25 protein-coding genes and 1 other annotated feature are annotated in these 24,555 nt (G+C 50.8%); of the genes, 14 read left to right on the top strand and 11 right to left on the bottom strand.

Annotated features, from left to right (window positions below; translation table 11 throughout):
- Position 1: 1 nt before the first annotated feature.
- From L384_RS02055 to ugd, 8 genes are all read left to right on the top strand, one after another.
- The gene (locus L384_RS02055) at positions 2-1,492 is read left to right on the top strand and encodes an asparagine synthase (glutamine-hydrolyzing) (RefSeq protein WP_022651474.1); all 1,491 of its coding nucleotides are present in this window, start codon (positions 2-4) and stop codon (positions 1,490-1,492) included.
- A 2-nt stretch (positions 1,493-1,494) separates the two neighbouring features.
- On the top strand, positions 1,495-2,544 hold the full coding sequence (locus L384_RS02060; protein WP_003859470.1) for a glycosyltransferase family 4 protein: 1,050 nt from the start codon (positions 1,495-1,497) through the stop codon (positions 2,542-2,544).
- Positions 2,531-3,025 carry a PssD/Cps14F family polysaccharide biosynthesis glycosyltransferase gene (pssD, locus tag L384_RS22195; protein WP_022651473.1) on the top strand — a complete coding sequence of 165 codons (495 nt, stop codon included), beginning with the start codon at positions 2,531-2,533 and terminating at the stop codon, positions 3,023-3,025. Before L384_RS02060 ends, pssD begins: the two co-directional genes overlap by 14 nt.
- Entirely contained in the window at positions 3,022-3,480 is a 459-nt protein-coding gene (pssE, locus tag L384_RS02065; RefSeq protein ID WP_022651472.1) for a PssE/Cps14G family polysaccharide biosynthesis glycosyltransferase, read from the top strand. Before pssD ends, pssE begins: the two co-directional genes overlap by 4 nt.
- A 128-nt stretch (positions 3,481-3,608) precedes the next feature.
- Positions 3,609-5,015, top strand: a complete 1,407-nt coding sequence (gndA, locus tag L384_RS02070) for an NADP-dependent phosphogluconate dehydrogenase (RefSeq protein ID WP_003859473.1) — start codon at positions 3,609-3,611, stop codon at positions 5,013-5,015.
- Positions 5,016-5,104: 89 nt separating this feature from the next.
- Positions 5,105-6,190 carry a dTDP-glucose 4,6-dehydratase gene (gene rfbB, locus L384_RS02075; protein ID WP_003859475.1) on the top strand — a complete coding sequence of 362 codons (1,086 nt, stop codon included), beginning with the start codon at positions 5,105-5,107 and terminating at the stop codon, positions 6,188-6,190.
- Positions 6,191-7,072, top strand: a complete 882-nt coding sequence (rfbA, locus tag L384_RS02080; RefSeq protein WP_003859476.1) for a glucose-1-phosphate thymidylyltransferase RfbA — start codon at positions 6,191-6,193, stop codon at positions 7,070-7,072. It begins immediately after the preceding gene.
- Between the two features lie 239 nt (positions 7,073-7,311).
- The gene (gene ugd, locus L384_RS02085) at positions 7,312-8,478 is read left to right on the top strand and encodes a UDP-glucose 6-dehydrogenase (protein WP_003859477.1); all 1,167 of its coding nucleotides are present in this window, start codon (positions 7,312-7,314) and stop codon (positions 8,476-8,478) included.
- A 48-nt stretch (positions 8,479-8,526) separates the two neighbouring features.
- On the opposite strand, the gene L384_RS02090 is transcribed toward ugd, so the two are convergent.
- Entirely contained in the window at positions 8,527-9,531 is a 1,005-nt protein-coding gene (locus tag L384_RS02090) for an NAD-dependent epimerase (RefSeq protein ID WP_003859478.1), read from the bottom strand.
- Between the two features lie 192 nt (positions 9,532-9,723).
- On the opposite strand from L384_RS02090, the gene wzzB reads away from it, so the two are divergent.
- The gene (wzzB, locus tag L384_RS02095) at positions 9,724-10,704 is read left to right on the top strand and encodes an LPS O-antigen chain length determinant protein WzzB (protein WP_003859479.1); all 981 of its coding nucleotides are present in this window, start codon (positions 9,724-9,726) and stop codon (positions 10,702-10,704) included.
- Between the two features lie 38 nt (positions 10,705-10,742).
- Here wzzB and hisIE read toward each other — a convergent pair whose 3' ends face one another.
- The 9 genes from hisIE to hisL form a co-directional block, all read right to left on the bottom strand.
- Positions 10,743-11,354, bottom strand: a complete 612-nt coding sequence (gene hisIE / locus L384_RS02100; protein ID WP_003859480.1) for a bifunctional phosphoribosyl-AMP cyclohydrolase/phosphoribosyl-ATP diphosphatase HisIE — start codon at positions 11,352-11,354, stop codon at positions 10,743-10,745.
- Entirely contained in the window at positions 11,348-12,124 is a 777-nt protein-coding gene (hisF, locus tag L384_RS02105) for an imidazole glycerol phosphate synthase subunit HisF (protein WP_003859481.1), read from the bottom strand. Before hisF ends, hisIE begins: the two co-directional genes overlap by 7 nt.
- Positions 12,106-12,843 (bottom strand): 1-(5-phosphoribosyl)-5-[(5-phosphoribosylamino)methylideneamino]imidazole-4-carboxamide isomerase, encoded by a 738-nt coding sequence (hisA, locus tag L384_RS02110; protein ID WP_003859483.1) that lies wholly within the window; start codon positions 12,841-12,843, stop codon positions 12,106-12,108. The genes hisF and hisA overlap by 19 nt, the downstream gene beginning before the upstream one ends.
- Positions 12,843-13,433 (bottom strand): imidazole glycerol phosphate synthase subunit HisH, encoded by a 591-nt coding sequence (gene hisH / locus L384_RS02115; RefSeq protein ID WP_003859485.1) that lies wholly within the window; start codon positions 13,431-13,433, stop codon positions 12,843-12,845. The genes hisA and hisH overlap by 1 nt, the downstream gene beginning before the upstream one ends.
- A complete protein-coding gene (hisB, locus tag L384_RS02120; RefSeq protein WP_003859487.1) occupies positions 13,433-14,500 on the bottom strand; it encodes a bifunctional histidinol-phosphatase/imidazoleglycerol-phosphate dehydratase HisB in 1,068 nt (355 codons plus the stop codon). The genes hisH and hisB overlap by 1 nt, the downstream gene beginning before the upstream one ends.
- Entirely contained in the window at positions 14,497-15,558 is a 1,062-nt protein-coding gene (hisC, locus tag L384_RS02125) for a histidinol-phosphate transaminase (protein WP_003859488.1), read from the bottom strand. Before hisC ends, hisB begins: the two co-directional genes overlap by 4 nt.
- The gene (hisD, locus tag L384_RS02130; RefSeq protein WP_023324937.1) at positions 15,555-16,859 is read right to left on the bottom strand and encodes a histidinol dehydrogenase; all 1,305 of its coding nucleotides are present in this window, start codon (positions 16,857-16,859) and stop codon (positions 15,555-15,557) included. The genes hisC and hisD overlap by 4 nt, the downstream gene beginning before the upstream one ends.
- A gap of 5 nt (positions 16,860-16,864) precedes the next feature.
- Complete coding sequence (gene hisG, locus L384_RS02135; RefSeq protein ID WP_003859492.1) at positions 16,865-17,764, bottom strand: ATP phosphoribosyltransferase; 900 nt, start codon at positions 17,762-17,764, stop codon at positions 16,865-16,867.
- Positions 17,765-17,809: 45 nt separating this feature from the next.
- Positions 17,810-17,933: a sequence feature (His leader region), on the bottom strand.
- On the bottom strand, positions 17,909-17,959 hold the full coding sequence (hisL, locus tag L384_RS22580) for a his operon leader peptide (RefSeq protein ID WP_099516347.1): 51 nt from the start codon (positions 17,957-17,959) through the stop codon (positions 17,909-17,911). (Overlaps the previous feature by 25 nt.)
- A gap of 172 nt (positions 17,960-18,131) precedes the next feature.
- Here hisL and L384_RS02140 point away from each other — a divergent pair, with 172 nt between their 5' ends.
- The 4 genes from L384_RS02140 (at position 18,132) to plaP (ending at position 21,557) form a co-directional block, all read left to right on the top strand.
- A complete protein-coding gene (locus L384_RS02140; protein WP_023314447.1) occupies positions 18,132-18,956 on the top strand; it encodes an SDR family oxidoreductase in 825 nt (274 codons plus the stop codon).
- 41 nt (positions 18,957-18,997) lie between these two features.
- Complete coding sequence (locus L384_RS02145) at positions 18,998-19,927, top strand: LysR substrate-binding domain-containing protein (RefSeq protein ID WP_023314446.1); 930 nt, start codon at positions 18,998-19,000, stop codon at positions 19,925-19,927.
- Between the two features lie 219 nt (positions 19,928-20,146).
- Entirely contained in the window at positions 20,147-20,209 is a 63-nt protein-coding gene (yoeI, locus tag L384_RS22575; RefSeq protein ID WP_099458931.1) for a membrane protein YoeI, read from the top strand.
- A complete protein-coding gene (gene plaP / locus L384_RS02150) occupies positions 20,199-21,557 on the top strand; it encodes a putrescine/proton symporter PlaP (RefSeq protein ID WP_003859499.1) in 1,359 nt (452 codons plus the stop codon). The genes yoeI and plaP overlap by 11 nt, the downstream gene beginning before the upstream one ends.
- A 123-nt stretch (positions 21,558-21,680) precedes the next feature.
- Here the strand turns inward: plaP and sbcB are convergent, their stop codons facing one another.
- The gene (gene sbcB, locus L384_RS02155; protein ID WP_015572402.1) at positions 21,681-23,117 is read right to left on the bottom strand and encodes an exodeoxyribonuclease I; all 1,437 of its coding nucleotides are present in this window, start codon (positions 23,115-23,117) and stop codon (positions 21,681-21,683) included.
- Between the two features lie 191 nt (positions 23,118-23,308).
- On the opposite strand from sbcB, the gene dacD reads away from it, so the two are divergent.
- Positions 23,309-24,481, top strand: coding sequence for a serine-type D-Ala-D-Ala carboxypeptidase DacD (gene dacD, locus L384_RS02160; RefSeq protein WP_047740833.1), 1,173 nt, complete (start codon positions 23,309-23,311; stop codon positions 24,479-24,481).
- Positions 24,482-24,555 lie beyond the last annotated feature (74 nt).

Below are 24,555 nucleotides of genomic sequence, written 5' to 3'. Positions count from 1 at the left end.
GGTGTCTTTTTTAACTTATAACAGCAACATAAATTTAGAGTTTGATAATTTTATACGTACCTCAAAAACATCATATAAATTTACTCTAGCTAATGAGGAAGGCTGTATATATTATGATTCAAGCGATTGGCTAGATGTGCCCCATATGAAATCTAATCAAAGTGAGATAATTGTTTCAGGTTGGTTTGTAAATGACAAATATGAACGTAATAACATACATTGGTTAAAAAAATGTCTTGATGAAGGTGAGGAGTTTGCAACTATAACTAAAAAAATAATTTCCGGCATGTTTATAGCTTTTTACCACGATAAAAATGTTGGTAAAGTTAAGGTCTTCACTGATCCTTTTTCTCTATCACCTCATTATTACAATGTTTCTGACGGCAGTCTTCATATTTCTCCATGCGCAGCAGTATTCTCTCAGCCAAAAAACAAAAAAATTGAAGAAATCCTTTTAGCACAGGGACATCTTTTCGGTAACTATACAATTTATGAGGATGTGTATCGCTTTATACCCGGAGATATAATTGAAATAGAAAATTCTAATATTAAGATTTCTAACTATGGCTATGAAATTGAAGCAGCTAATATTGATGTGATTCAAGAAGCAAGAGCCCTTTTGTCAACCACACCTTCTGATTTACAATCTATAGCATTATCAGCAGGATTCGATTCGAGATTTATTCTCTCAGTTTCAGAACCTCAATTTGCGTATACTTGGGGGCCCGAGAATTCTGCTGACGTACAGAATGGTAAAAAATTAGCTGCATACCGTAACATTAAATTCGAGTCTTTTAGGTTTAAAAGTAACCCAGTTACCGAAATCGATAAATCAATATGTAAACAGCTTTTCAGTGGAAGTGTCAAAGCATATAACCCCCAATTTTTTAGTAACTATCGCCATGCTGCCAGTTTATCGGAGAAAAACACCATTGCTCTTGATGGCTATTTAGGGGATGTATTGCAGCGAGGTGTTTATATGTCCTTTGGAGGAAAGTTAGGTGAGTTTTATAAACTTTTCCCGTTTTTATCCTCTTCTTTTTTAAAGCCTGAGTATTTGCTAAGAAAGCGTTACAAAAAATTGAACAATCAGCAGTTTAAATATGTTTTAGAAGATTTTTATAATAAAACCTCAAAAATAAATGCCATAGATTCTTTACAAAAAGTTACATACTATGAGTTTATTTATGGCAGAGGACTTCGTTTTATTACTAGTGGGGCTTTAGTAATGAATCTTTGTTTTAAAACAACTATTCCCTTATTCGCCTCGCGCAATATATTTAATTACTTTATTAATCAAAAAGCTTCAGATATATTAACGTATAAAACTTTTTACAAGGTTTGGAAAAATGAAGATGACTTTTACAGGAAAATGAAATCTGAGGGTGCCTACAGTCCTGGAACAAATCCAAATTTAGTGCCTTTTTTGAATCTTTTCGGAAGAGTTATTACAAATTTCCATCCGAAATTTAAAAATTATACAAAGGAATAAGAATGAATATTCTTTTGATCAGTAACATGTATCCTTCAAAGAAACATCCTGATTTTGGGATTTTTGTAGAAAGAATAGTAAAAGAGCTTGAAGCCAACAATAATAATATTCACTTGTGCGTGAGAGATAGTAAAGGTGAAAATAAACTTGCCAAAGTTATAAGCTACCTTACCCTATATTTTAAAACGATCTATAAGTTATTCTTTAATAAATACGACTTCATTTATTGCCATTATGTGTCTCATACAGCATTGCCAATTTTAATTGCTTCATCTTTCGGTAAAAAAATGAATATTGTAAGCCATGTACATGGCGGTGATATTAAACTCTTGAAAGGAAGAAATAAATTATTCCATCGATTGAAAAATCAACTTACTACATCAATTTTTAAAAAAAGTTCCACAATAATATGCCCTTCACCCAGTTATTCAGAATTCTTGCTCGCAAATTTTAAAGCAAACGATAAAAATATTGTCGTATATCCTTCTGGAGGCGTGGATAGGTGCTTTAATTATAAGGGGGCAGTTCTAAGATCCAAAGATGAAATAGTGATTGGATATGCTGGAAGGTTGGTTCAATCAAAAAATGTTGATCTGATAATCAAGGCAATCAAAGGAACTGAAAAGTTAAAGTTATCAATTGTAGGAGACGGTGAGCAGAAAAATGAGTTGATGGCGATCAGCAAAGATGTAAATGTAGAATTCATCAAACCATTACCTCATACCGAACTTGCTTCTTGGTTTAAAAAAATCGACCTGCTAATTTATCCTTCTGAAAGTGAAAGCCTTGGATTAGTTCCTTTGGAGGCTATGGCTTGTGGTGTATACTGTGTTTTAACAAAAATACCTGCTTTTAATGAATTCAAAAGCCAGGGGTTGAATTTCTTACAAATTGATAATTTTGAATCTGACGCGATTCGAGACGCTATTGTGAAATTTTCCCAGTTTGGGGACGATGAATTAAATAATATAAACAAATGCAATAGTGAAATTGTTATTCAAAAATATGGAGCTGATAATGTTAAAGAGGTGCTAAAAGGTGTTTTTCAATAAAAAAACTAAGCAAGTATTGATGTTTGTTTATGGCGAAGGTGGGCATGAAGCTCAAATGAATAGATTTGCGCCGAACCTTTTAAATAAACTTGATAATTATTATGCTATAACATTATCTGATTCTAAGAAAAAGCCATTATGGGCAGATGAGCATTTTATTACTCAAGAGTTCAGAAATAAATATGCTTGGGTAAATGTCCTGAAAAATTTAGGGCCGTTGAACATTTTTTTAAAGACTTTCTTAATTATACGTCGGACTAACTGTCGTGCAATTGTTACTACAGGACCCGGTATTGCGATTTCTGCTGCAATTGCAGCGAAACTACTAAATGTTAAAATCATTCATATTGAAACATGGTCACGCTTTACAACACGCTCATTTTCAGGACGAATTATGTATCATTTGGCTTCAAAATTTTATGTTCAAAATGAGTCTTTATTGCAATTATATCCTAAAGCAATTTTTTCAGGAAGATTATGAAGGTTTTTGTCACAGTAGGTACAACTTCTTTTGATTCAATGATTAAAAGAATTGATGAGTACTTTTTTGGACGAAAAGACTATGAGGTAACGTTCCAGATGGCTGATGGAAAATATATGCCTCGTAGCGGTGAGTACTTTGGTTTTACTGATGATATCCAAAGTTACTATATCAATTCTGATTTAATAATCACCCACTCCGGAGCTGGTACTATTTATTCTTTGGTTGAAAAACGAAAGAAAATTATAGCTGTTCCAAATTTAGAAAGGATAGACAAGCATCAAAGTGACTTAGCATGTTATATGGAGAGATTCGGTTATCTCTTAGTATGGTGGGATTATATCAATTTTGAAGATTTAATGAAAAGGATCGAAACTTTTGTACCTAACGAATATCAAAAGATCCCTTTCAATAAGTATGACGCAATAGCGGATTATATTAACTCATTGCCTTAACTATATTGGTTATTATAGTTTTTGTGGCACATCAAAATTTGTATATACTCATAATAAAACCTAAGTTAAGATATTTATACTTTCAAGCCGCGCACAGTCGCGGCGACCACACCTGACAGGAGTATGTAATGTCCAAGCAACAGATCGGCGTTGTCGGTATGGCAGTGATGGGGCGCAACCTGGCGCTCAACATCGAAAGCCGTGGTTATACCGTCTCCGTTTTCAACCGCTCCCGTGATAAGACCGAAGAAGTCATCGCTGAGAATCCAGGCAAAAAACTGGTTCCTTTCTATACGGTTAAAGAGTTCGTTGAGTCTCTGGAAACACCTCGTCGTATCCTGTTAATGGTGAAAGCGGGCGCAGGTACCGATGCAGCTATCGATTCACTGAAACCGTATCTGGATAAAGGCGACATCATTATTGATGGTGGCAACACCTTCTTCCAGGACACCATTCGTCGTAACCGTGAACTGTCTGCTGAAGGCTTCAACTTCATTGGTACCGGCGTATCCGGTGGTGAAGAGGGCGCTCTGAAAGGTCCATCAATCATGCCTGGCGGTCAGAAAGAAGCGTACGAACTGGTTGCGCCAATCCTGACTAAAATCGCAGCCGTAGCTGAAGACGGCGAGCCGTGCGTGACCTATATCGGTCCTGATGGCGCTGGTCATTACGTGAAAATGGTTCACAACGGCATTGAATACGGCGATATGCAGCTGATTGCTGAAGCCTACTCTCTGCTGAAGGGCGGTCTGAACCTCTCCAACGAGGAGCTCGCAAAGACCTTCACCGAGTGGAACAAAGGCGAGCTGAACAGCTACCTGATCGACATCACCAAAGATATCTTCACCAAGAAAGATGAAGAGGGTAAATACCTGGTTGATGTGATTCTGGATGAAGCGGCGAACAAAGGTACCGGTAAATGGACCAGCCAGAGCTCTCTGGATCTGGGTGAGCCATTATCCCTGATCACCGAATCCGTATTTGCACGTTATATCTCTTCTCTGAAAGAGCAGCGCGTTGCGGCATCTAAAGTGCTGTCTGGTCCTCAGGCTAAACCCGCTGGTGACAAAGCTGAATTCGTTGAAAAAGTCCGTCGTGCACTGTACCTGGGTAAAATCGTCTCTTACGCGCAGGGCTTCTCTCAGCTGCGTGCAGCTTCAGACGAGAACAACTGGGATCTGAACTATGGCGAGATAGCGAAGATCTTCCGTGCCGGCTGTATCATTCGCGCCCAGTTCCTGCAAAAAATCACCGATGCCTATGCTGAAAATGCGGGTATCGCAAACCTTCTGCTGGCGCCTTACTTCAAACAAATTGCTGACGAATATCAGCAGGCGCTGCGTGATGTTGTTGCGTACGCGGTGCAGAATGGTATCCCGGTTCCGACCTTCTCCGCTGCGGTGGCATACTACGACAGCTATCGTTCTGCCGTTCTGCCAGCTAACCTGATTCAGGCACAGCGTGATTACTTCGGTGCGCATACCTATAAGCGTACGGATAAAGAAGGTGTGTTCCACACCGAATGGCTGGATTAATATACGCTTAGCCATGCGATCAAGCCCGGTAGAGATACCGGGCTTTTTTATCTTGCCCGATCCACCTACTGTTTAATGGAATAGATTGCGTGAAAATTCTAGTTACTGGCGGTGCCGGTTTTATCGGTTCCGCGGTTATCCGACATATTATTAGCAATACTCGGGATAGCGTTGTTAACGTTGATAAATTGACCTATGCCGGTAATCTGGAATCCTTGCGTGAAGTAAGCGATAGCGAACGCTATGTTTTTGAGCATGCCGATATATGTGATAAAGAGGCAATGGCGCGTATTTTTGCTACCCATCAGCCTGATGCGGTAATGCACCTGGCTGCCGAGAGCCATGTCGACCGTTCTATTACAGGTCCCGCTGCGTTTATTGAAACCAATATTGTTGGCACGTATAACCTGTTAGAAACGAGCCGTGCTTACTGGTCTTCACTGGACGAGGCAGCAAAATCTACCTTCCGTTTCCATCACATTTCAACTGATGAGGTTTACGGCGATCTGCCACATCCTGATGAATATCATGATTCTGTCCCGTTACCGCTGTTTACCGAGAAAACAGCGTACCAGCCAAGTAGCCCTTACTCAGCGTCAAAAGCGTCCAGCGACCATTTAGTTCGGGCCTGGATACGCACCTATGGTTTACCTGGGATTGTGACAAATTGTTCGAATAATTATGGCCCATACCACTTTCCTGAAAAGCTGATCCCTCTTGTTATCCTTAATGCGCTGGATAATAAACCATTGCCGATCTACGGTAAGGGCGATCAAATCCGTGACTGGTTATACGTTGAAGATCATGCTCGTGCACTGTATACGGTTCTGACCACGGGTAAGCCGGGAGAAACCTATAATATTGGCGGCCATAACGAGAAGAAAAATATTGAAGTCGTTCAGACCATTTGTGATCTGCTCGATGACATGGTACCGAAAGAAACATCCTATCGCGCACAAATTACTTATGTAGCGGATCGTCCTGGACACGACAGACGTTATGCAATTGATGCTCATAAAATTAGCGACGAGCTCGGATGGACTCCTGTGGAAACCTTTGAAAGCGGCATCCGTAAAACGGTTAAATGGTATTTGAATAACCTGGAATGGGTATCGAATGTGAAAAGCGGCGCCTATAAGAGCTGGATTGAGCAGAATTATGGGGAGCGTAAGTAAATGACGAAACGTAAAGGGATTATATTAGCTGGCGGATCGGGTACACGTCTTTATCCCGTGACTATGGCCGTAAGTAAGCAATTGTTGCCAATTTACGATAAGCCAATGATCTATTACCCGCTCTCTACGCTTATGCTGGCAGGTATACGGGATATTCTGATTATCAGTACGCCTCAGGACACTCCGCGTTTTGAACAACTGCTCGGGAACGGTAGCCAGTGGGGATTGCATATCCAGTACAAAGTGCAACCAAGTCCTGATGGATTGGCACAAGCTTTTATTCTGGGTGAAGAGTTTATCGGTGAGGATAATTGTGCGCTGGTATTAGGCGATAATATTTTCTACGGACACGATCTCCCCAGACTGCTTGAAGGCGCAGCAAGCCAGCAAGAGGGGGCGACCGTATTCGCCTATCATGTCAGCGATCCGGAACGCTATGGCGTCGTTGAGTTTGATAAAGACGGTACTGCAATTGGTCTTGAGGAGAAGCCTCAGCAACCCAAGAGTAATTACGCAATAACCGGTCTTTATTTTTACGACAACGATGTGGTTGAGATGGCCAAAAGTTTAACGCCGTCCGAGCGAGGTGAACTCGAAATTACCGACATCAACCGCATCTATATGCAGCAGGGACGATTGTCTGTCGCAATGATGAGGCGCGGTTACGCCTGGCTGGATACCGGAACGCATCAGAGTATGATCGAAGCAAGCAATTTTATCGCCACAATTGAAGAGCGACAGGGGCTAAAAGTTTCATGTCCTGAAGAGATTGCGTTCCGACGAGGTTTTATTGATGCCGAACAACTTCGGGTACTCGCTGAACCATTGAAAAAGACCGGGTATGGGCAGTATCTGCTGAATCTGACCAAGGGATTAGTCTGATTTGACGAAGTAAGCAGTTTTCCTCTGCTTACTCTCGACAGCCCTTTAACGTCTTATTGTCGCTGTAAAACAGGTACTTTGCTTAGTGTAACGACAGGACTTTTTGTTGAGCAAAAACATTTTTCAAAAATCCTGAAACCTTGACAGTGAATGAGTATTAGCGCTAAAAAACTCCTAGTTAATCATTGTGGTGGCCACTATAGGGCTATCAAAAACTCAAACGTGTAGAAGTCAAACAAATGAAAATAACCATCTCCGGAACAGGCTATGTTGGTCTCTCAAACGGTATTCTGATTGCACAAAACCATGAAGTGGTTGCGCTGGATATCGTGCAGGCAAAAGTGGACATGCTTAACCAGAAGAAGTCCCCGATCGTCGATAAAGAGATTGAAGAATACCTCGCGACTAAGCCGCTGAACTTCCGCGCTACCACGGACAAAGAAGACGCATACCGCGATGCGGATTTCGTCATCATCGCCACGCCAACCGACTACGATCCTAAAACCAACTACTTCAATACCTCAACTGTTGAAGCGGTGATCAAAGACGTTACGGCAATTAACCCGAACGCAGTGATGATCATCAAGTCGACGATTCCAGTGGGCTTCACCAAATCGATTAAAGAAGAGTTGGGTATTGATAATGTCTTCTTCTCGCCGGAATTTCTCCGCGAGGGCAGGGCGTTATACGATAACCTGCACCCATCCCGTATCGTGATTGGCGAGCGTTCCGAGCGTGCGGAGCGTTTTGCTGCGTTGCTTCAGGAAGGCGCAATCAAAAAAGATATTCCGGTGCTGTTCACCGATTCCACCGAGGCAGAGGCCATTAAGCTTTTCGCTAATACCTATCTGGCGATGCGTGTGGCTTACTTCAACGAGCTGGACAGCTATGCCGAGAGCTTAGGTCTGAACACCCGTCAGATCATCGAGGGCGTGTGTCTTGACCCGCGTATCGGTAACCACTATAACAACCCGTCATTCGGTTACGGCGGCTACTGTCTGCCAAAAGACACCAAGCAGTTGCTGGCTAACTATCAGGCGGTGCCGAACAACCTGATTTCTGCCATTGTGGATGCCAACCGTACGCGTAAAGACTTCATCTCGGATTCTATTCTCGCGCGTCAGCCTAAAGTGGTGGGCGTGTATCGCCTGATCATGAAGAGCGGTTCCGATAACTTCCGCGCTTCTTCCATTCAGGGGATCATGAAGCGTATTAAGGCGAAGGGCGTACAGGTCATTATTTATGAACCGGCCATGCAGGAAGACGAGTTCTTCCATTCGCGTGTGATCCGCGATCTGGATGCGTTTAAGAAAGAAGCGGACGTGATTATCTCCAACCGTATGGCGGAAGAGCTGGCGGACGTGAAAGATAAAGTCTATACCCGCGATTTGTTCGGCAGCGACTGATCAAAATCGTGATATAAAAAACCCGGCACTGTGCCGGGTTTTTTGTTTTTAAACGTTATAGAAGTTGCGGTACCAGTCGACGAAGTTTTTCACGCCTTCTTTGACTGAGGTTTGTGGTTTAAACCCAATAACGTCATACAGCGCTTTGGTGTCCGCACTGGTCTCCAGCACGTCCCCCGGCTGGATCGGCATCATATTTTTCATCGCTTCTTTGCCCAGCGCCTCTTCAAGCGCGATGATGTAATCCATCAGTTCGACAGGTGAGCTGTTACCGATGTTATACACGCGATACGGGGCAGAGCTGGTTGCTGGCGAACCGGCTTCGACCGTCCAGTCGGCATCGGCCTGAGGAATAACGTCCTGTAGGCGAATAATCGCCTCCGCAATATCATCGATATAGGTGAAGTCGCGCTTCATCTTGCCGTAGTTGTATACGTCGATGCTGTTGCCTTCAATCATGGCTTTGGTGAATTTGAACAGCGCCATGTCCGGGCGTCCCCACGGGCCATAGACGGTAAAGAAGCGCAGGCCAGTGGTAGGCAGATTGTACAGATGCGAATAGGTATGCGACATCAGCTCGTTAGCTTTTTTGGTTGCCGCATACAGGGATACCGGATGATCCACGGAGTCGTCAGTAGAAAACGGCATCTTACGGTTGAGGCCGTAAACAGAACTGGATGAAGCATACAGAAGATGCTGAACCTTGTTGTGGCGACAGCCTTCCAGCACGTTCAGGTGACCTACCAGGTTCGCATCCGCATAGGCATGCGGGTTTTCCAGCGAGTAACGCACGCCCGCCTGGGCGGCAAGATGGATCACGCGGTCAAATTTCTCATTGGCGAAGAGCGCAGCCATGCCCTCGCGATCCGCTAAGTCTAGCTTGTGGAAAGTGAAACTCTCGGATTTGAGCAGTTCAAGGCGAGCGAGCTTGAGGTTAGGGTCATAGTAATCATTCAGATTATCAATCCCAACAACTTCATGACCTGCATCAAGCAGGCGCTTACTGACATGAGAACCGATAAAGCCCGCGGCGCCCGTTACAAGAAATTTCATAGCTTCCCTCATTCACAGTGTTCTTGTTGATGTCCCAGGACATCAGAATCCGACTATGATAGCGCGTCGCACTTCACTTACATAACCCATCTTTCCGATATAACTCATCGTATTCTTATAGAAAAATCGCCAGCAACAGATACACTATGGAAACAAGATTGTTTTTGCCCTTTTTCATCTGTTAGGGATTGTATGACGCACAACAACGATAACCTGGTCACACGCAACAATGACCCGGAGCAAATTGATTTACTGGATTTAGTGCTACAGCTGTGGCGTGGTAAGTGGGTAATAGGGGCCGTTATTGCTGCTTTTATCGTTCTCGCCGTTGTTTACATCACTGTTGCTAAAGAGAAATGGACATCATCGGCTATCATCGCTCAACCTGATGCTGCTCAAATAGCTACTTATTCCAATGCGTTGAATATTCTCTATGGCGGTGCTGCTCCCTCAATGCTGGACATTCAATCTCGAGCTATCAGTCGTTTCAACTCTTCTTTCTCTGCTTTGGCACAAGCACTTGAGAATCAGGAAGACCCCGAAGAACTGACTATTGAACCTACTGTAAAAGGTCAAGGTTTACCTTTGACCGTAACCTACCAGGGGGAGACAGCTGAAGCGGCACAAAAGCAGCTTGCGCAATATATCCAGCAGATCGATGAACAGACAGCAAAAGAACTGGCGCTTGACCTCAATGACAATCTCAAGCAGCAGATCACAACCCTGAACGACTCCCTCCAGAACCAGGAGAAAGTCGCACAGGAGCAAAAAGATCTGCGTATTAAACAGATCACTGAGTCATTTAAGAATGCGGAAGCCGCGAAGATTACTACACCCCAGATTCAGCAAACACAGGATGTGACTCAAGAAACTATGTTCCTGTTGGGGACAGCAGCGCTGAAATCAATGATTGATAACGAAGCGTCTCGCCCACTGGTCTTCTCAGGCGCTTACTACCAAACCAAACAAAATTTACTGGATATTCAGAACCTCAACGTTAACCCAGACACTATTCACGTCTATCGTTACGTCATGAAGCCGAACCTTCCTATCCGACGCGACAGCCCGAAAATTGCTATTACCCTCATCCTTGCCGTTCTCCTCGGCGGGGTCATCGGTTCTGCTGTCGTCCTCGGCCGTAACGCGCTGAGAAACTACAAACCAAGAGCCTGATTTACACACAAAAAAAGACCGGGTTTCCCCGGTCTTTTTTATTTATGCCGTTTCCGCAAATTCTCAATCACCGTCGTTAAATCCAGCTCCTGATCCTGAAGCAGTACCAGCAGGTGATACATTAAATCCGACGCTTCGTTCGTCAGCTCCTCCCGATCATGCACGGTGGCCGCCAGCGCCGTTTCAACGCCTTCCTCACCCACTTTCTGCGCAATACGTTTGGTGCCGCTGGCGTACAGTTTCGCCGTGTACGAGCTCTCGGGATCCGCTGATTTACGCTCTGCCAGCAGCTGTTCCAGCTGATAGAGGAACAGCCACTGGTGGCTCGCCTCGCCGAAGCAGCTGCTGGTGCCTTTGTGGCAGGTAGGCCCAATCGGGTTGACCAGCACCAGCAGGGTGTCGTTGTCGCAGTCTGGCGTAATGCTGACCACATTCAGGAAGTGACCCGAGGTTTCCCCTTTCGTCCACAGGCGCTGTTTGGTGCGCGAGAAAAACGTCACTTTGCCGCTGTCGAGCGTTTTTGTCAGTGCCTCCTGGTTCATGTATCCCAGCATCAGCACTTCGCCTGAAACGGCATGCTGTACAACCACCGGCAGTAATCCGTCAGTTTTTTCCCAGTCCAGCTGCGCCTGTTGTTGCTCTGTTAACATACCCTGATCTCCACGCCCTGGTCGGCCAGGTACGTTTTTAACTCACCAATATTGATAATCTGTTTATGGAACACGGAAGCGGCCAGCGCGCCGTCCACGTTCGCATCGCGGAAGGCTTCAAGGAAGTGTTCCATGGTGCCCGCGCCGCCGGAGGCAATCAGCGGAACCTGGCAGACCGCGCGCACTTTTTTCAGCTGCTCGAGGTCGTAGCCGTTACGAACGCCGTCCTGGTTCATCATGTTCAGAACGATTTCACCCGCACCGCGTTTTTGCACTTCCTGCACCCAGTCCAGCGTCTCCCATTGGGTGACGCGCGTGCGGCTTTCATCGCCGGTGTACTGGTTAACGTGATATTTTCCCGTCGCGGTATCAAACCAGGTGTCGATCCCCACGACAATGCACTGCACGCCAAAGCGGTCCGCCAGACGCGTAATCAGCTCCGGATCTGCAAGCGCAGGGGAGTTAATCGAAATTTTGTCCGCACCGAAAGAGAGAATTTTCGCCGCATCGTCAGCAGATTTAATCCCGCCCGCCACACAGAAGGGAATATCAATCACCTCTGCCACGCGCGCCACCCAGCTTTTGTCCACCACGCGGCCATCGCTGGAGGCGGTGATATCATAAAATACCAGTTCGTCTGCGCCTTCTTCGGCATAGCGTTTTGCCAGCGGAACGATGTCGCCAATGATCTCGTGGTTGCGGAACTGCACGCCTTTTACAACCTGACCATCACGCACGTCCAGGCAGGGAATTATTCGTTTTGCCAGCATTGAATCGCCTCCTTCACCGTAAATTTGCCTTCCAGCAGCGCGCGACCCACGATCACGCCGCGTACTCCGGTTCCGCGCAGAGCGGCGATATCCGCCAGGTCGCCGATACCGCCAGAGGACTGAAACGCCACCTGCGGATAACGCGCGCATACCTCTTCATACAGCGAGACGTTAGATCCTGCGAGCGTACCATCGCGTGAAATATCCGTGCACAGCACATGCTTCAGCCCTACCGGGAGATACATCCCGACCAGCTCTTCCAGCGTTACGCCGGAGTTTTCCTGCCAGCCGCTGACCGCGACCTGCTTATTACCCTGCTCGTCAATGCGTACATCCAGCGCCAGCACCAGCGCATCCGCACCGAAGCGGCGGAACCAGCCCTTGACCGTCTCAGGATCTTTCACAGCGGTCGAACCGACCACCACGCGCGCCACGCCCGCGTCCAGTAAGGCGGCAACATCGGCTTCCGTACGCACGCCGCCGCCCACCTGCACCGGGACGTCCACGCCAGCCACCAGTGTTTTAAGCAGCGGGATCTGGCGCTTCGCCGGATCTTTCGCGCCGGTCAGATCGACCAGATGCAACACCTCAGCGCCCTCGGCGGCGTAAGCCTGTAATCGCGGCAGCGGGTCGTTGCCGTAGTCGCGCTGCTGCCCGTAATCGCCCTGGTGGAGACGAACAACCGTGCCGTCAATTAAATCTAAAGCGGGAATTATCATCACATCTCCAGGAAATTTTTCAGCAGTTGCGCACCGGCGGCACCGGAGCGTTCCGGGTGAAACTGCACGCCGTAAAAGTTATCTTTCTGCACGGCGGCGGTGAACGCCTCGCCGTAATTGCACTGGGCGATGGTGTAGGTATTCACGGGCATGGCGTAGCTGTGGACGAAATAGAAGTACGCACCGTCTTCAATACCCTGGAACAGCCTGTTGCCCGCCTTCGGATAAACGCGGTTCCAGCCCATGTGCGGCAGCGGCAGGCCGTGGTCGGTCATTTTCGGCACGTCTTCTTCAATAATGCCCAGCAGATCAACGCCGTTGCTTTCTTCGCTGCGGCGGCCAAGCAGCTGCATGCCGAGGCAAATGCCCAGCACCGGTTGAGTACAGGCTTTGATGAGATCAACCAGCTCGCGCTCGTGGATCTGATCCATCGCCGCCTGGGCGGTGCCTACGCCCGGCAGAAAGAGTTTATCCGCACGCAGCACCACGTCCGGGTCGCGGCTCACCACCGGCTCGTAGCCGTGGCGCATAATCGCCGACTGTACGGAGTTCAGATTGGCGCATCCGGTGTCCAGAATCACCACGTTCATTACAGCACTCCTTTCGACGAGGGCAGGGCGTCACCTTCCACGCGGATCGCCTGGCGCAGGGTACGGCCAAAGGCTTTGAACAGGCTCTCGACGCGGTGGTGATCGTTTTTGCCTTTGGTTTTCAGGTGCAGCGTCAGGCCCATAGTGTAAGAAAGCGAGCGGAAGAAGTGTTCCACCATCTCGGTGCTGAGATCGCCCACGCGCTGGTAGGTGAAGTCAGCTTTATATTCCAGGTGCGGACGTCCGGAGATATCCATCGCGCAGCGCGCCAGGCACTCGTCCATCGGCAGAACAAAGCCGAAGCGGTTGATGCCGCGCTTGTCGCCGAGCGCCAGCTTCAGGGCTTCGCCCAGCGCCAGGCCGGTATCTTCCACGGTGTGGTGATCGTCGATATACAGGTCGCCCTTAACCGTGATCTCCATACGGAAGCCGCCGTGAGTGGCGATTTGATCCAGCATGTGGTCAAAGAAACCGACGCCGGTGTGGATCTTGCTGCCGCCTTCGCGGTCGAGCCAGACCTTCACGTCGATCTGCGTCTCTTTGGTGTTGCGTTCAACGTGGGAATAGCGGTCGCGTCTGGTGAGCTGCTCGCCAATCATCGCCCAGTTTAGCGTGTCGCGGTTATAGCGCAGACCCGCAATGCCCATGTTTTCCGCCAGCGTGATATCCGTGACGCGATCGCCAATCACATAGCTGTTGGCTTTATCCAGCGCCTCTTCAGCCAGATAACGTTCAACAAGCTTCAATTTCGGCTTCCGGCAGTCGCACTCGTCGGCAGGCATATGCGGGCAGATAAGCACCTCGTCGAAGGCGATGCCCTGCGAGGTCAGCACCTGCATCATCAGGTTGTGCGGGCCGTCAAAGTCCGCCTGCGGGAAGCTGTCGGTGCCCAGACCGTCCTGGTTGGTGATCATCACCAGCTTATAGCCTGCTTTCTGAAGCTTCAGCAGCACCGGGATCACGTCGGGTTCAAAGGCCAGCTTGTCGAAACGATCGACCTGAAAATCGCTGGGTGGCTCCGAGATGATGGTGCCGTCACGATCGATAAAGAGATACTTCTGACTCATACTTTCTCCGCTTTCAGGGCGTCAATCACGCGCTGGCTCTCTGCACGGGTGCCGACGGTAATACGCAGGCAGCCGCTCAGGGTAGGTTGTTTATTCTGGTCTCGTAAGATAATGCCCTGATCCCACAACGATTTAAATATCGCGCTTGAGGCGGTGAAGCGCACCAGGATGTAGTTGGTTTCCGAGTCGAACACCTCTTCCACGCACGGAATCGTTTTCAGGGCATCGACAAGATACTGACGCTCTTCCAGGATCTGCGCCACACGCTCGCGCATCGCGCTGATGCCCTGCGGGGCCAGCGCCTGTGCCGCAATATCGGCAACCGGCGTCGAGAGCGGATACGGGGCGATGACTTTCAGCAGCAGGTCGATAATCGCTTTATTTGCCAGCGTAAATCCACAGCGAAGGCCGGCGAGGGCGAAGGCTTTGGAAAGGGTACGCAGCACAACGAGATGCGGATACTCTTCAAGCCAGCCAGCAAGCGTGGCCTGCGGACAAAACTCAATATAGGCTTCGTCAGCCACGACCAGCGCTTTGCCGCGCGTCATTTCCAGCAGGGCACGAATATCCTGCGGATTGATAATCTGCCCGGTCGGGTTGTTAGGGCTACAGACAAACACCACCTTCACGCCGTCGAGGTTATCGGCGATGCCCTGCAAATCCAGCTGCCAGTTGTCCAGCGCCTGCACGTTGCGGCAGGCCACGCCAAAGGTTTCGGCGCTGACGCTGTACATCCCATAGGTGGGCTGGCAGTACATCACCGCGTCTTTACCCGGCTCGCAGAAGGCGCGGATCAGCAGCTCAATCCCTTCATCCGCCCCACGGCTGACCAGCACCTGCTCAGGCTTTACGCCTGCATACTGCGCATAGTTCTCGATCACCGCTTTCGGCTGACACTCCGGGTAGCGGTTCAGCGTCTGCTGCGAAAGCTCAAAGGCCACCGGCGTGGGGTATTCGTTGGCATTCAGCCAGACATCGCCGTTGCCGCCAAGACGACGCGCAGACTGATAGGGCGTCAGGCGACGGACATTTTCGCGGGCTAATTCTTCGATGTTCATGCTTGCTCCTTCAGGGCGGCAACGCGCAGCGTCACGGCATTTTTGTGGGCAGTCAGACGTTCGGCGGCGGCCAGGGTTTCAATGGTCGACGCCAGCGAGGCAAACCCTTCGCGGGAGAGTTCCTGCACAGTCATGCGCTTCTGGAAATCCGCCAGCCCCAGGCTGGAGCAGGTTGAGGTATAGCCATACGTGGGCAGCACGTGGTTGGTGCCGGAGGCGTAATCCCCGGCTGATTCCGGTGACCAGTCTCCGAGGAACACTGAGCCTGCGCTGGTGATGCTGTCGACCAGATCGCGCGCGTTACGGGTCTGAATAATCAGGTGCTCAGGACCGTACTGATTGGAGATGGCGATGCACTGGTCAAGATCGCGGGCCACAATCAGGCGGCTGGCCAATAGCGCCTGACGCGCCGTTTCCGCACGCGGCAGGTCAGCCAGCTGACGCTCAACGGCGTCGCCCACGCGTTTTGCCATGTCGGCATCTGGCGTCAGTAAAATCACCTGCGAGTCAGGGCCGTGCTCGGCCTGCGAGAGCAGGTCAGAGGCCACGAAATCCGGTGTAGCGCCGCTGTCGGCAATCACCAGCACCTCAGACGGACCGGCAGGCATATCAATCGCCGCGCCGTCCAGACGCTGGCTGACCTGGCGTTTCGCCTCGGTCACGTAGGCATTGCCCGGGCCAAAGATTTTGTCGACCTTAGGAATGGATACTGTCCCGAACGCCAGGGCAGAAATCGCCTGCGCACCGCCCACTTTATAGATCGCCTGCACGCCGCACAGCTTCGCCGCGTACAGGATCTCATCGGCAATTGGTGGAGGAGAGCAGAGCACCACCTTCTGACAACCGGCAATACGTGCCGGGGTGGCCAGCATCAGGACGGTCGAAAACAGCGGAGCAGAGCCGCCGGGAATATAGAGGCCGACGGACGCCACCGGTCGCGTCACCTGCTGGCAGCGCACGCCGGGCAGGGTTTCCACATCCACCGCCTGCGATTTCTGCGCTGTGTGGAAGGTATCAATATTTTTCACCGCGACGGCCATCGCCTGTTTGATGTCATCACCCAGACGATTGCTGGCATCAATGATTTCCTGCTCGGTAACCTGTAAAGCGCCGACTTCCGTCTTGTCAAACTTCGCGCTGTACTCGCGCAGCGCGTCGTCCCCGCGGGCTTTGACGTTATCGAGGATCTCCGCCACGGTGCGGGTGATGCTCTCCGAGGCGGAAATTGCCGGGCGCATCAGCAGCTCGCGCTGTTGCGCGTCGCTACAGGTATTCCAGTCGATGATTGTGTTAAAGCTCATGGTCGTTACTCCATCATCTTCTCAATTGGCAGCACCAGAATGGAGCTTGCGCCCAGCGCCTTCAGTTTTTCCATGGTTTCCCAGAACAGGGTTTCGCTGCTCACCATGTGCATCGCCACGCGCTGCTGGTCGCCCGCCAGCGGCAGAATGGTTGGACGCTCAGCGCCCGGTAGCAGGGCAATCACTTCCTCCAGACGCTCGGTTGGCGCATGCATCATGATGTATTTGGATTCACGCGCCTGAATCACACCCTGAATGCGGGTCAGCAGTTTGTCGATGAGCTGCTGTTTGGCGTCGGCCATCTCGCCGTCGCGCTGGATAAGGCACGCTTTGGAGCGGTAGATCACCTCCACTTCGCGCAGGCCGTTCGCTTCGAGCGTGGCGCCGGTGGAGACGAGGTCACAGATGGCATCGGCCAGGCCCGCACGCGGCGCCACTTCAACAGAGCCGTTCAGCAGACAGGATTTAAACTGCACGCCTTTTTGATCGAGGTAACGCTTCAGCAGGTGAGGGTAAGAGGTGGCGATACGTTTGCCGTTCAGCGCGGCCGGGCCGTCCCAGGCTTCATCGACCGGCGTGGCCAGCGACAGGCGGCAGCCGCCAAAGTCCAGACGACGCAGGGTAAAGTAGCGCGGATCTTCGCCCTGCGCGCGGCGGGTTAACAACTCTTCTTCCAGTACGTTTTCGCCGATGATGCCGAGATCAACGACGCCATCCATCACCAGGCCCGGGATATCGTCATCACGTACGCGCAGAATGTCGATCGGCATATTTTCAGCCAGGGCGATCAGGCGCTGGGTGTGCAGGTTGATTTTAATCCCGCAGCGGGCCAGCAGTTCGCGTGAATCGTCGCTTAAACGGCCTGATTTTTGAATAGCTATGCGTAAACGTGAGTTATCTAACATTCTGTGTTCCTCGTTAACCTGTTTTAACCTGTCTGAATGCGGTCCAAAAAAAAGCCCCCGGAAGAAGATCTTCCGGGGGCTTTTTCATGCGTTCATGCACCACTGGAAGATCCAAACGTCTTCCAGCACACATCGCCTGAAAGACTAGTCAGGATGATGGTGATGATGGTGGTTTTTAAAAGGAACGCGTGTCATATAAATTCTCGTTGAATGCTTATGCATTTGATGTCTTTTAACCTAAACCAGTTGTACGCCATAAAGCAAGGGCTTTTTTTGATCATTAATTCATTTCATATTGATGGTATGAATTGTGCGTTCCACCAGGCTGGCGTAGCCTTATAACAGGCATCGTTAAGCGGAGAATGTAATGAAAAAGGTCGCGATTGTCGGGTTAGGGTGGTTAGGAATGCCACTGGCGATGTCATTAGCCGCGAAAGGCTGGCAGGTGACAGGGAGTAAGACCACCCGAGATGGGGTTGAAGCGGCACGCATGTGCGGCATTGATGGTGTCGAGCTGCGTCTCGAACCCGAGCTTATCTGCGATACCGACGAGCTGGATGAACTGATGAATGTGGACGCGCTGGTCATTACCTTACCGGCGCGGCGCAGCGGCCCGGGCGAGACGTTTTACTTGCAGGCGGTGCAGGAGATTGTCGACAGCGCCCTGGCGCACCATATCCCGCGCATCATTTTCACCAGCTCCACCTCCGTCTATGGCGATATCGACGGTACGGCGAAAGAAAACACCGAGCGCCGTCCGGTGACCGCCAGCGGACGGGTACTGAAAGAGCTGGAAGACTGGCTGCACAATCTGCCTGGCACGCAGGTGGATATTTTACGCCTCGCCGGGCTGGTGGGGCCGGGGCGTCATCCGGGGCGCTTCTTTGCCGGTAAATCCGCGCCGGATGGCCAGCACGGGGTTAATCTTGTGCACCTTGAGGATGTTATCGGTGCAATAGAACTGCTTTTACAGGCTCCGAAAGGGGGGCACATCTATAATATATGTGCGCCTTCGCATCCGCCGCGTAGTACCTTTTATCCGCTGATGGCGCGCCAGCTTGGCCTGGCGCCGCCGGTATTCAGTGATGCGCAGGGGGAGCGCAAAGGCAAAATTATTGATGGCAATCGTATTTGCCATGAACTGGGATTTGAATATCAGTATCCCGATCCGCTGGTAATGCCCATGGAATAATTGCGCCGGCGGAGACAATCGCACACCGCAAGGGGGCGAAGATGAAACCGCTGCTGGATGTTCTTGTTATTCTGGATGCGCTGGAAAAAGAGGGGAGCTTTGCCGCCGCCTCGGCGAAGCTCTATAAAACCCCTTCGGCTCTGAGCTACACCGTGCAAAAGCTCGAGAGCGATCTTAATATCCAAATCCTTGACCGCACCGGGCATCGCGCGCGTTTCACCCGTACAGGGCAGATGTTGCTGGAAAAAGGGCGTGACGTGCTGCATACGGTTCGCGAGCTGGAAAAACAGGCCGTCAAACTTCATCAGGGCTGGGAAAATGAGCTGGTGATTGGGGTTGATGATACATTCCCTTTCTCCCTGCTTACCCCGCTTATTGAGGCGTTCTATCAGCGCCACAGCGTCACGCGGTTGGTTTTTATCAATGGCGTGCTGGGCGGTTCCTGGGAGGCCCTGACGCAGGGCAGGGCGGATATCATCGTTGGCGCGCTGCATGAGCCTCCCCAGTTGAGCGAATTTGGTTTTGCGCGGCTGGGTGTTCTGGAGCAGGTTTTTGCCGTTGCGCCTCATCACCCGCTGGCGAATGAACCGGAGCCGGTTACCCGACGCGTCATTAAAAACTATCGTGCCATTGTGGTTGGAGACAGTTCTCGCCCCGAGTGCGGCATTTCATCGCAGCTGCTGGATGAGCAGGAGGCCATCACCGTTTTTGATTTTAAAACCAAGCTGGAGCTGCAAATAAGCGGCCTGGGGTGCGGTTACCTTCCCCGTTATTTAGCGCAGCGGTTTATTGACAGCGGAGCGCTGGTGGAAAAACAAGTTTTAGCGCAGAGCAGTAACGAATCGGTATGGGTGGGCTGGAATGAACAGACCGCCGGCCTTGCCAGCGCCTGGTGGCGAGACGAAATTTTAGCAAATAGTGCTATCGCGACAGTTTACACTCAGGCAGATGATGGTAAATCAACCAGTTAGAAAAATTATTTTATGGGCAGGTTTCTCAATGTATTGCCTTTTGTATCTTGAATAGGGCAAAATGCCGCCGCTGCAAACAAATAAATAATCGACGATATAAAAGGCGTCGGTTATTTTTTTTTGCATGTACGAAACGAAACTAAAAACCAAGAGGCCGGGCTTCGTACCGGATAGATACTTACTAAAATCCGACAGTTGTTGTCGCTGAGGAAGAAAGAAATGGGGCAATTTTTCGCTTACGTGGCGGTTATCACCGTAAAGGAGAATAACTATGTCGCATAACGCAACTCCAAACACCTCTCGCGTGGAATTACGTAAAACGCTTACGTTGATTCCGGTTGTCATGATGGGCCTTGCCTATATGCAACCGATGACGCTGTTCGATACATTCGGTATCGTTTCAGGCCTCACGGACGGTCATGTGCCGACGGCTTACGGCTTTGCACTGATTGCGATCCTCTTTACCGCGCTCAGCTACGGTAAACTGGTGCGCCGCTATCCGTCTGCCGGTTCCGCCTACACCTATGCCCAGAAATCCATCAGCCCGACGGTGGGCTTTATGGTGGGCTGGTCTTCGCTGCTCGACTATCTGTTCGCGCCGATGATCAACATTCTGCTGGCAAAAATTTATTTTGAAGCGCTGGTGCCATCGATTCCATCCTGGATGTTCGTCGTGGCGCTGGTGGCCTTTATGACGGCCTTCAACCTTCGCAGCATCAAGTCCGTTGCCAACTTTAACTCCGTTATCGTTGTGCTTCAGGTTGTACTGATTGCCGTGATCCTCGGCATGGTGATTTACGGTGTGTTCCACGGTGAAGGCGCGGGCACTCTGGCGAGCAGCAAGCCGTTCTGGTCTGGTGATGCGCATGTGATCCCGATGATTACCGGGGCGACGATTCTGTGCTTCTCCTTTACCGGTTTTGATGGTATCAGCAACCTGTCTGAAGAAACGAAAGATGCAGAGCGCGTAATTCCGCGTGCAATCTTCCTGACGGCGCTGATTGGTGGCCTGATCTTTATTTTCTCGACCTATTTCCTCCAGCTGTACTTCCCGGATATCTCTCGCTTCAAAGATCCGGATGCTTCTCAGCCGGAAATTATGCTCTATGTGGCGGGTAAAGCGTTCCAGGTCGGCGCGCTGATCTTCTCCACCATCACCGTACTGGCGTCCGGTATGGCCGCGCATGCAGGCGTTGCGCGTCTGATGTACGTTATGGGCCGCGATGGCGTATTCCCGAAAAGCTTCTTCGGCTACGTGCATCCAACATGGCGTACCCCGGCGATGAACATCATTCTGGTCGGTGCGATCGCGCTTCTGGCGATTAACTTTGACCTGGTGATGGCAACGGCGCTGATTAACTTTGGTGCGCTGGTGGCGTTTACCTTTGTTAACCTGTCGGTGATCTCTCAGTTCTGGATCCGTGAAAAGCGTAACAAGACGCTGAAAGACCACTTCCAGTATCTGTTCCTGCCGATGTGTGGTGCTATGACCGTGGGCGCGCTGTGGGTTAACCTGGAAGAGAGCTCAATGGTGCTTGGCCTGATTTGGGCAGGTATCGGCCTGGTTTACCTGGCCTGTGTGACGAAGAGCTTCCGCAACCCGGTTCCTCAGTACGAAGACGTCGCGTAAGACTGCGTCGGGTGGCGGCTACGTCTTACCCGACCTAAATACCCCGCAGGCCCGCGTAAGCGAAGCGCCATCGGGCAATAAAAAAGCCGGAGACATCGCCTCCGGCTTTTTTGTACCCGCTATTCAGACAATCTCTTGCGCATACTGGAACAGCGCTTTCAGCAGCGCCTGCTTCTCAGCATTCCCTTCATACTGACCGTAAAGCATCTCCAGCTCCTGGGCGTAGCTATTAAGAAACTCCGGCGTAAACACGTTGCGCCGATGCTGTAACCAGCGCTCCTGCTCTGCTTCATCCAGCGTGCCGGGATAGTTGCGCGCGCGATAATTAAACATCAGCTTCTCAATGCGCTTATCTGCGAAGGTGATATCCAGCGCGGGCAGGTTACGCGGGTCGGTTTGCAGCACGATATTCATCGCCGCGCGATCGGCGTCGCTGAAGAAGCCGTTATAAAGCTGCGCATCCACATTCTCAGACGGCACGAACGGCTCTGCTTCGGCAAAAATGGCGACGACTTTCTCGCGCACCTGCGGGTTGTCGCGCAGCACTTTCAGGTTATCGAGGCAGTGCTGACGGTTAATCCCCAGCCGGTCGGCGTCTTCCGGGCGTAGCGTGTTGGCCTGCGCCAGCACCGGGCACTTATTAATGTGCACCAGTTTTACCGGTACGGCTGGCAGGTCACCCAGCGCCTCTTTCGGCGTATAGAGCCGTTCACGTAAGGTGTCGCTGTCGAGCTCAAGCAGCGGGGAGATATCTCCGGCAAGATCCACCATGATGACGGCGTTACGGTTGTCCGGATGCCAGGCAAGCGGCGCCACCCAGCTTGTGTTCCCGCGCCACGCGCCGAACATCCCTGAAATATGCACCAGCGGTTTCATCTGCGGCACGTCAATCAGCGTCATCAGCTTTTGCTTGCTGCGATGGCTCAATAGATACTCAAACAGGCGCGGCTGCGCGGTTTTTACAAGTTTCGCCATTGCGATGGTCGCGTAAACGTCTGCCATCGCGTCGTGGGCATTGCTGTGCTCAATGCCGTTGGCCCGCGTCAGGTGCTCGAGCCTGAAGCTCGGCAAGCCGTCGTCGTTCTCCGGCCAGTTAATCCCCTCCGGGCGCAGCGCATAGCAGGCGCGCATGATATCCAGCAAATCCCAGCGTGAATTACGGTTCTGCCAGCTCCAGGCATACGGATCGTAGAAGTTGCGGTAGAAGATATTGCGCGTCACTTCATCGTCAAAACGGATATTGTTGTAACCCACCACGCAGGTATTGGGCACCGTGAACAGGTCGTGGATGCGACGGGCAAATTCTGCTTCGCTAACGCCTTTATCCCGCGCTTCCTGAGGCGTGATGCCCGTCACCATCACCGCGCCCGGCTGCGGCAGATAGTCATCGGCGGGCTTACAGTAAAACACCTCGGGTTCGCCGATGACGTTAAATTCGTCATCGGTACGGATAGCCGCAAACTGCGCCGGTCGGTCCAGCGCCGGATGGGTGCCAAAGGTTTCGTAATCGTGGAACAAAAAAGTCGGGCGCGCGGCAGAGTCAGACACCAGTAATCTCATCCTGTTAAAAATTGACGTCTCTATGGTAAACGATTGGGGTGAGCAGTCCGAACAAAAAGCACCGTCAGGCAAGAAATTTGCGAGATTTGTTCCGAAAAAATCTGCGTTCTGTCACATTTTTTTGCAATTAAGGCAGGTAACGACATCAGAACTGCCGTAAAAAGGTCATCGATTTTTACTGACCTGAGGATATACCGTTGAAACGCCGTCTGTTTATTGCTGTTTCTTTACTCGCTTCGAGTATTTCATCCGCGCTGGCTGCCGAGCCGCTGGATTTTTCACCTCAGCCGCCTGCCATCCAGGCTGGCTCCTGGGTATTGATGGATTACACCACGGGTCAAATCTTAACGGCGGGCAACGAACATCAGCAGCGCAATCCGGCGAGCCTGACCAAACTGATGACGGGGTACGTTGTCGATCGCGCCATTGATAGCCACCGCATCAGCCCCGATGACATTGTGACGGTCGGACGTGACGCCTGGGCAAAAGGCAATCCGGTCTTTGACGGTTCGTCACTAATGTTTCTGAAGGAGGGCGATCGGGTTTCCGTGCGCGATCTCAGCCGCGGCCTGATTGTTGATTCCGGCAATGATGCCTGCGTGGCGCTGGCGGATCACGTGGCGGGCGGTCAGCCGCAGTTCGTCAGGATGATGAATGACTATGTTGAAAAACTGAACCTGCGCGATACCCACTTCGAAACCGTACACGGGCTGGATGCACCGGGTCAGCACAGCTCCGCTTACGATCTTGCCGTGCTTTCACGGGCCATCATTCACGGCGAGCCTGAGTTCTACCACATGTACAGCGAGAAGAGCCTGACCTGGAACGGCATCACCCAGCAGAACCGCAACGGCCTGCTGTGGGATAAGACCATGAACGTGGATGGTCTGAAAACGGGACACACCTCGGGCGCGGGCTTTAACCTGATTGCCTCCGCGGTGGACGGTCAGCGTCGACTGATTGCGGTGGTGATGGGGGCAGACAGCCCGAAAGGACGTGAAGATCAGGCGCGCAAGCTGCTGCACTGGGGACAGCAAAATTTTGATACGGTGCAGATCCTGCATAACGGTAAAAAAGTGGGAACCGAGCGCATCTGGTACGGCGATAAAGAGCAGATCGCGCTGGGCACGGATCAGGACTTCTGGCTGGCATTACCCAAATCGGAAGTGCCGAACATCAAGGCGAAATACGTGATGGATAAAAAAGAGCTGGAAGCGCCGATCGCCGCGCATCAGCGGGTAGGGGAGATCCAGCTGTACGATCGTGACAAGGTGGTCGCGCACTGGCCATTGGTTACGCTGGAAAGCGTTGAAAAGGGTGGGCTTTTCTCCCGTCTTGGCGATTATCTGCATCATAAACTCTGACCTTTTCGGGCAGACTGGCAGTGTTGCGAGTCTGCTCACATAATAAACACTCCTGGATTGCCGATAATCTCGAT

Origin of the sequence: Enterobacter sp. MGH 38 (assembly GCF_000492855.1) — a bacterium.
In the GTDB taxonomy this organism is placed as follows: domain Bacteria; phylum Pseudomonadota; class Gammaproteobacteria; order Enterobacterales; family Enterobacteriaceae; genus Enterobacter; species Enterobacter hormaechei_C.
Note: the sequence above shows the minus strand (reverse complement) of the source record. Positions and strands in the feature narration are given on the sequence as shown.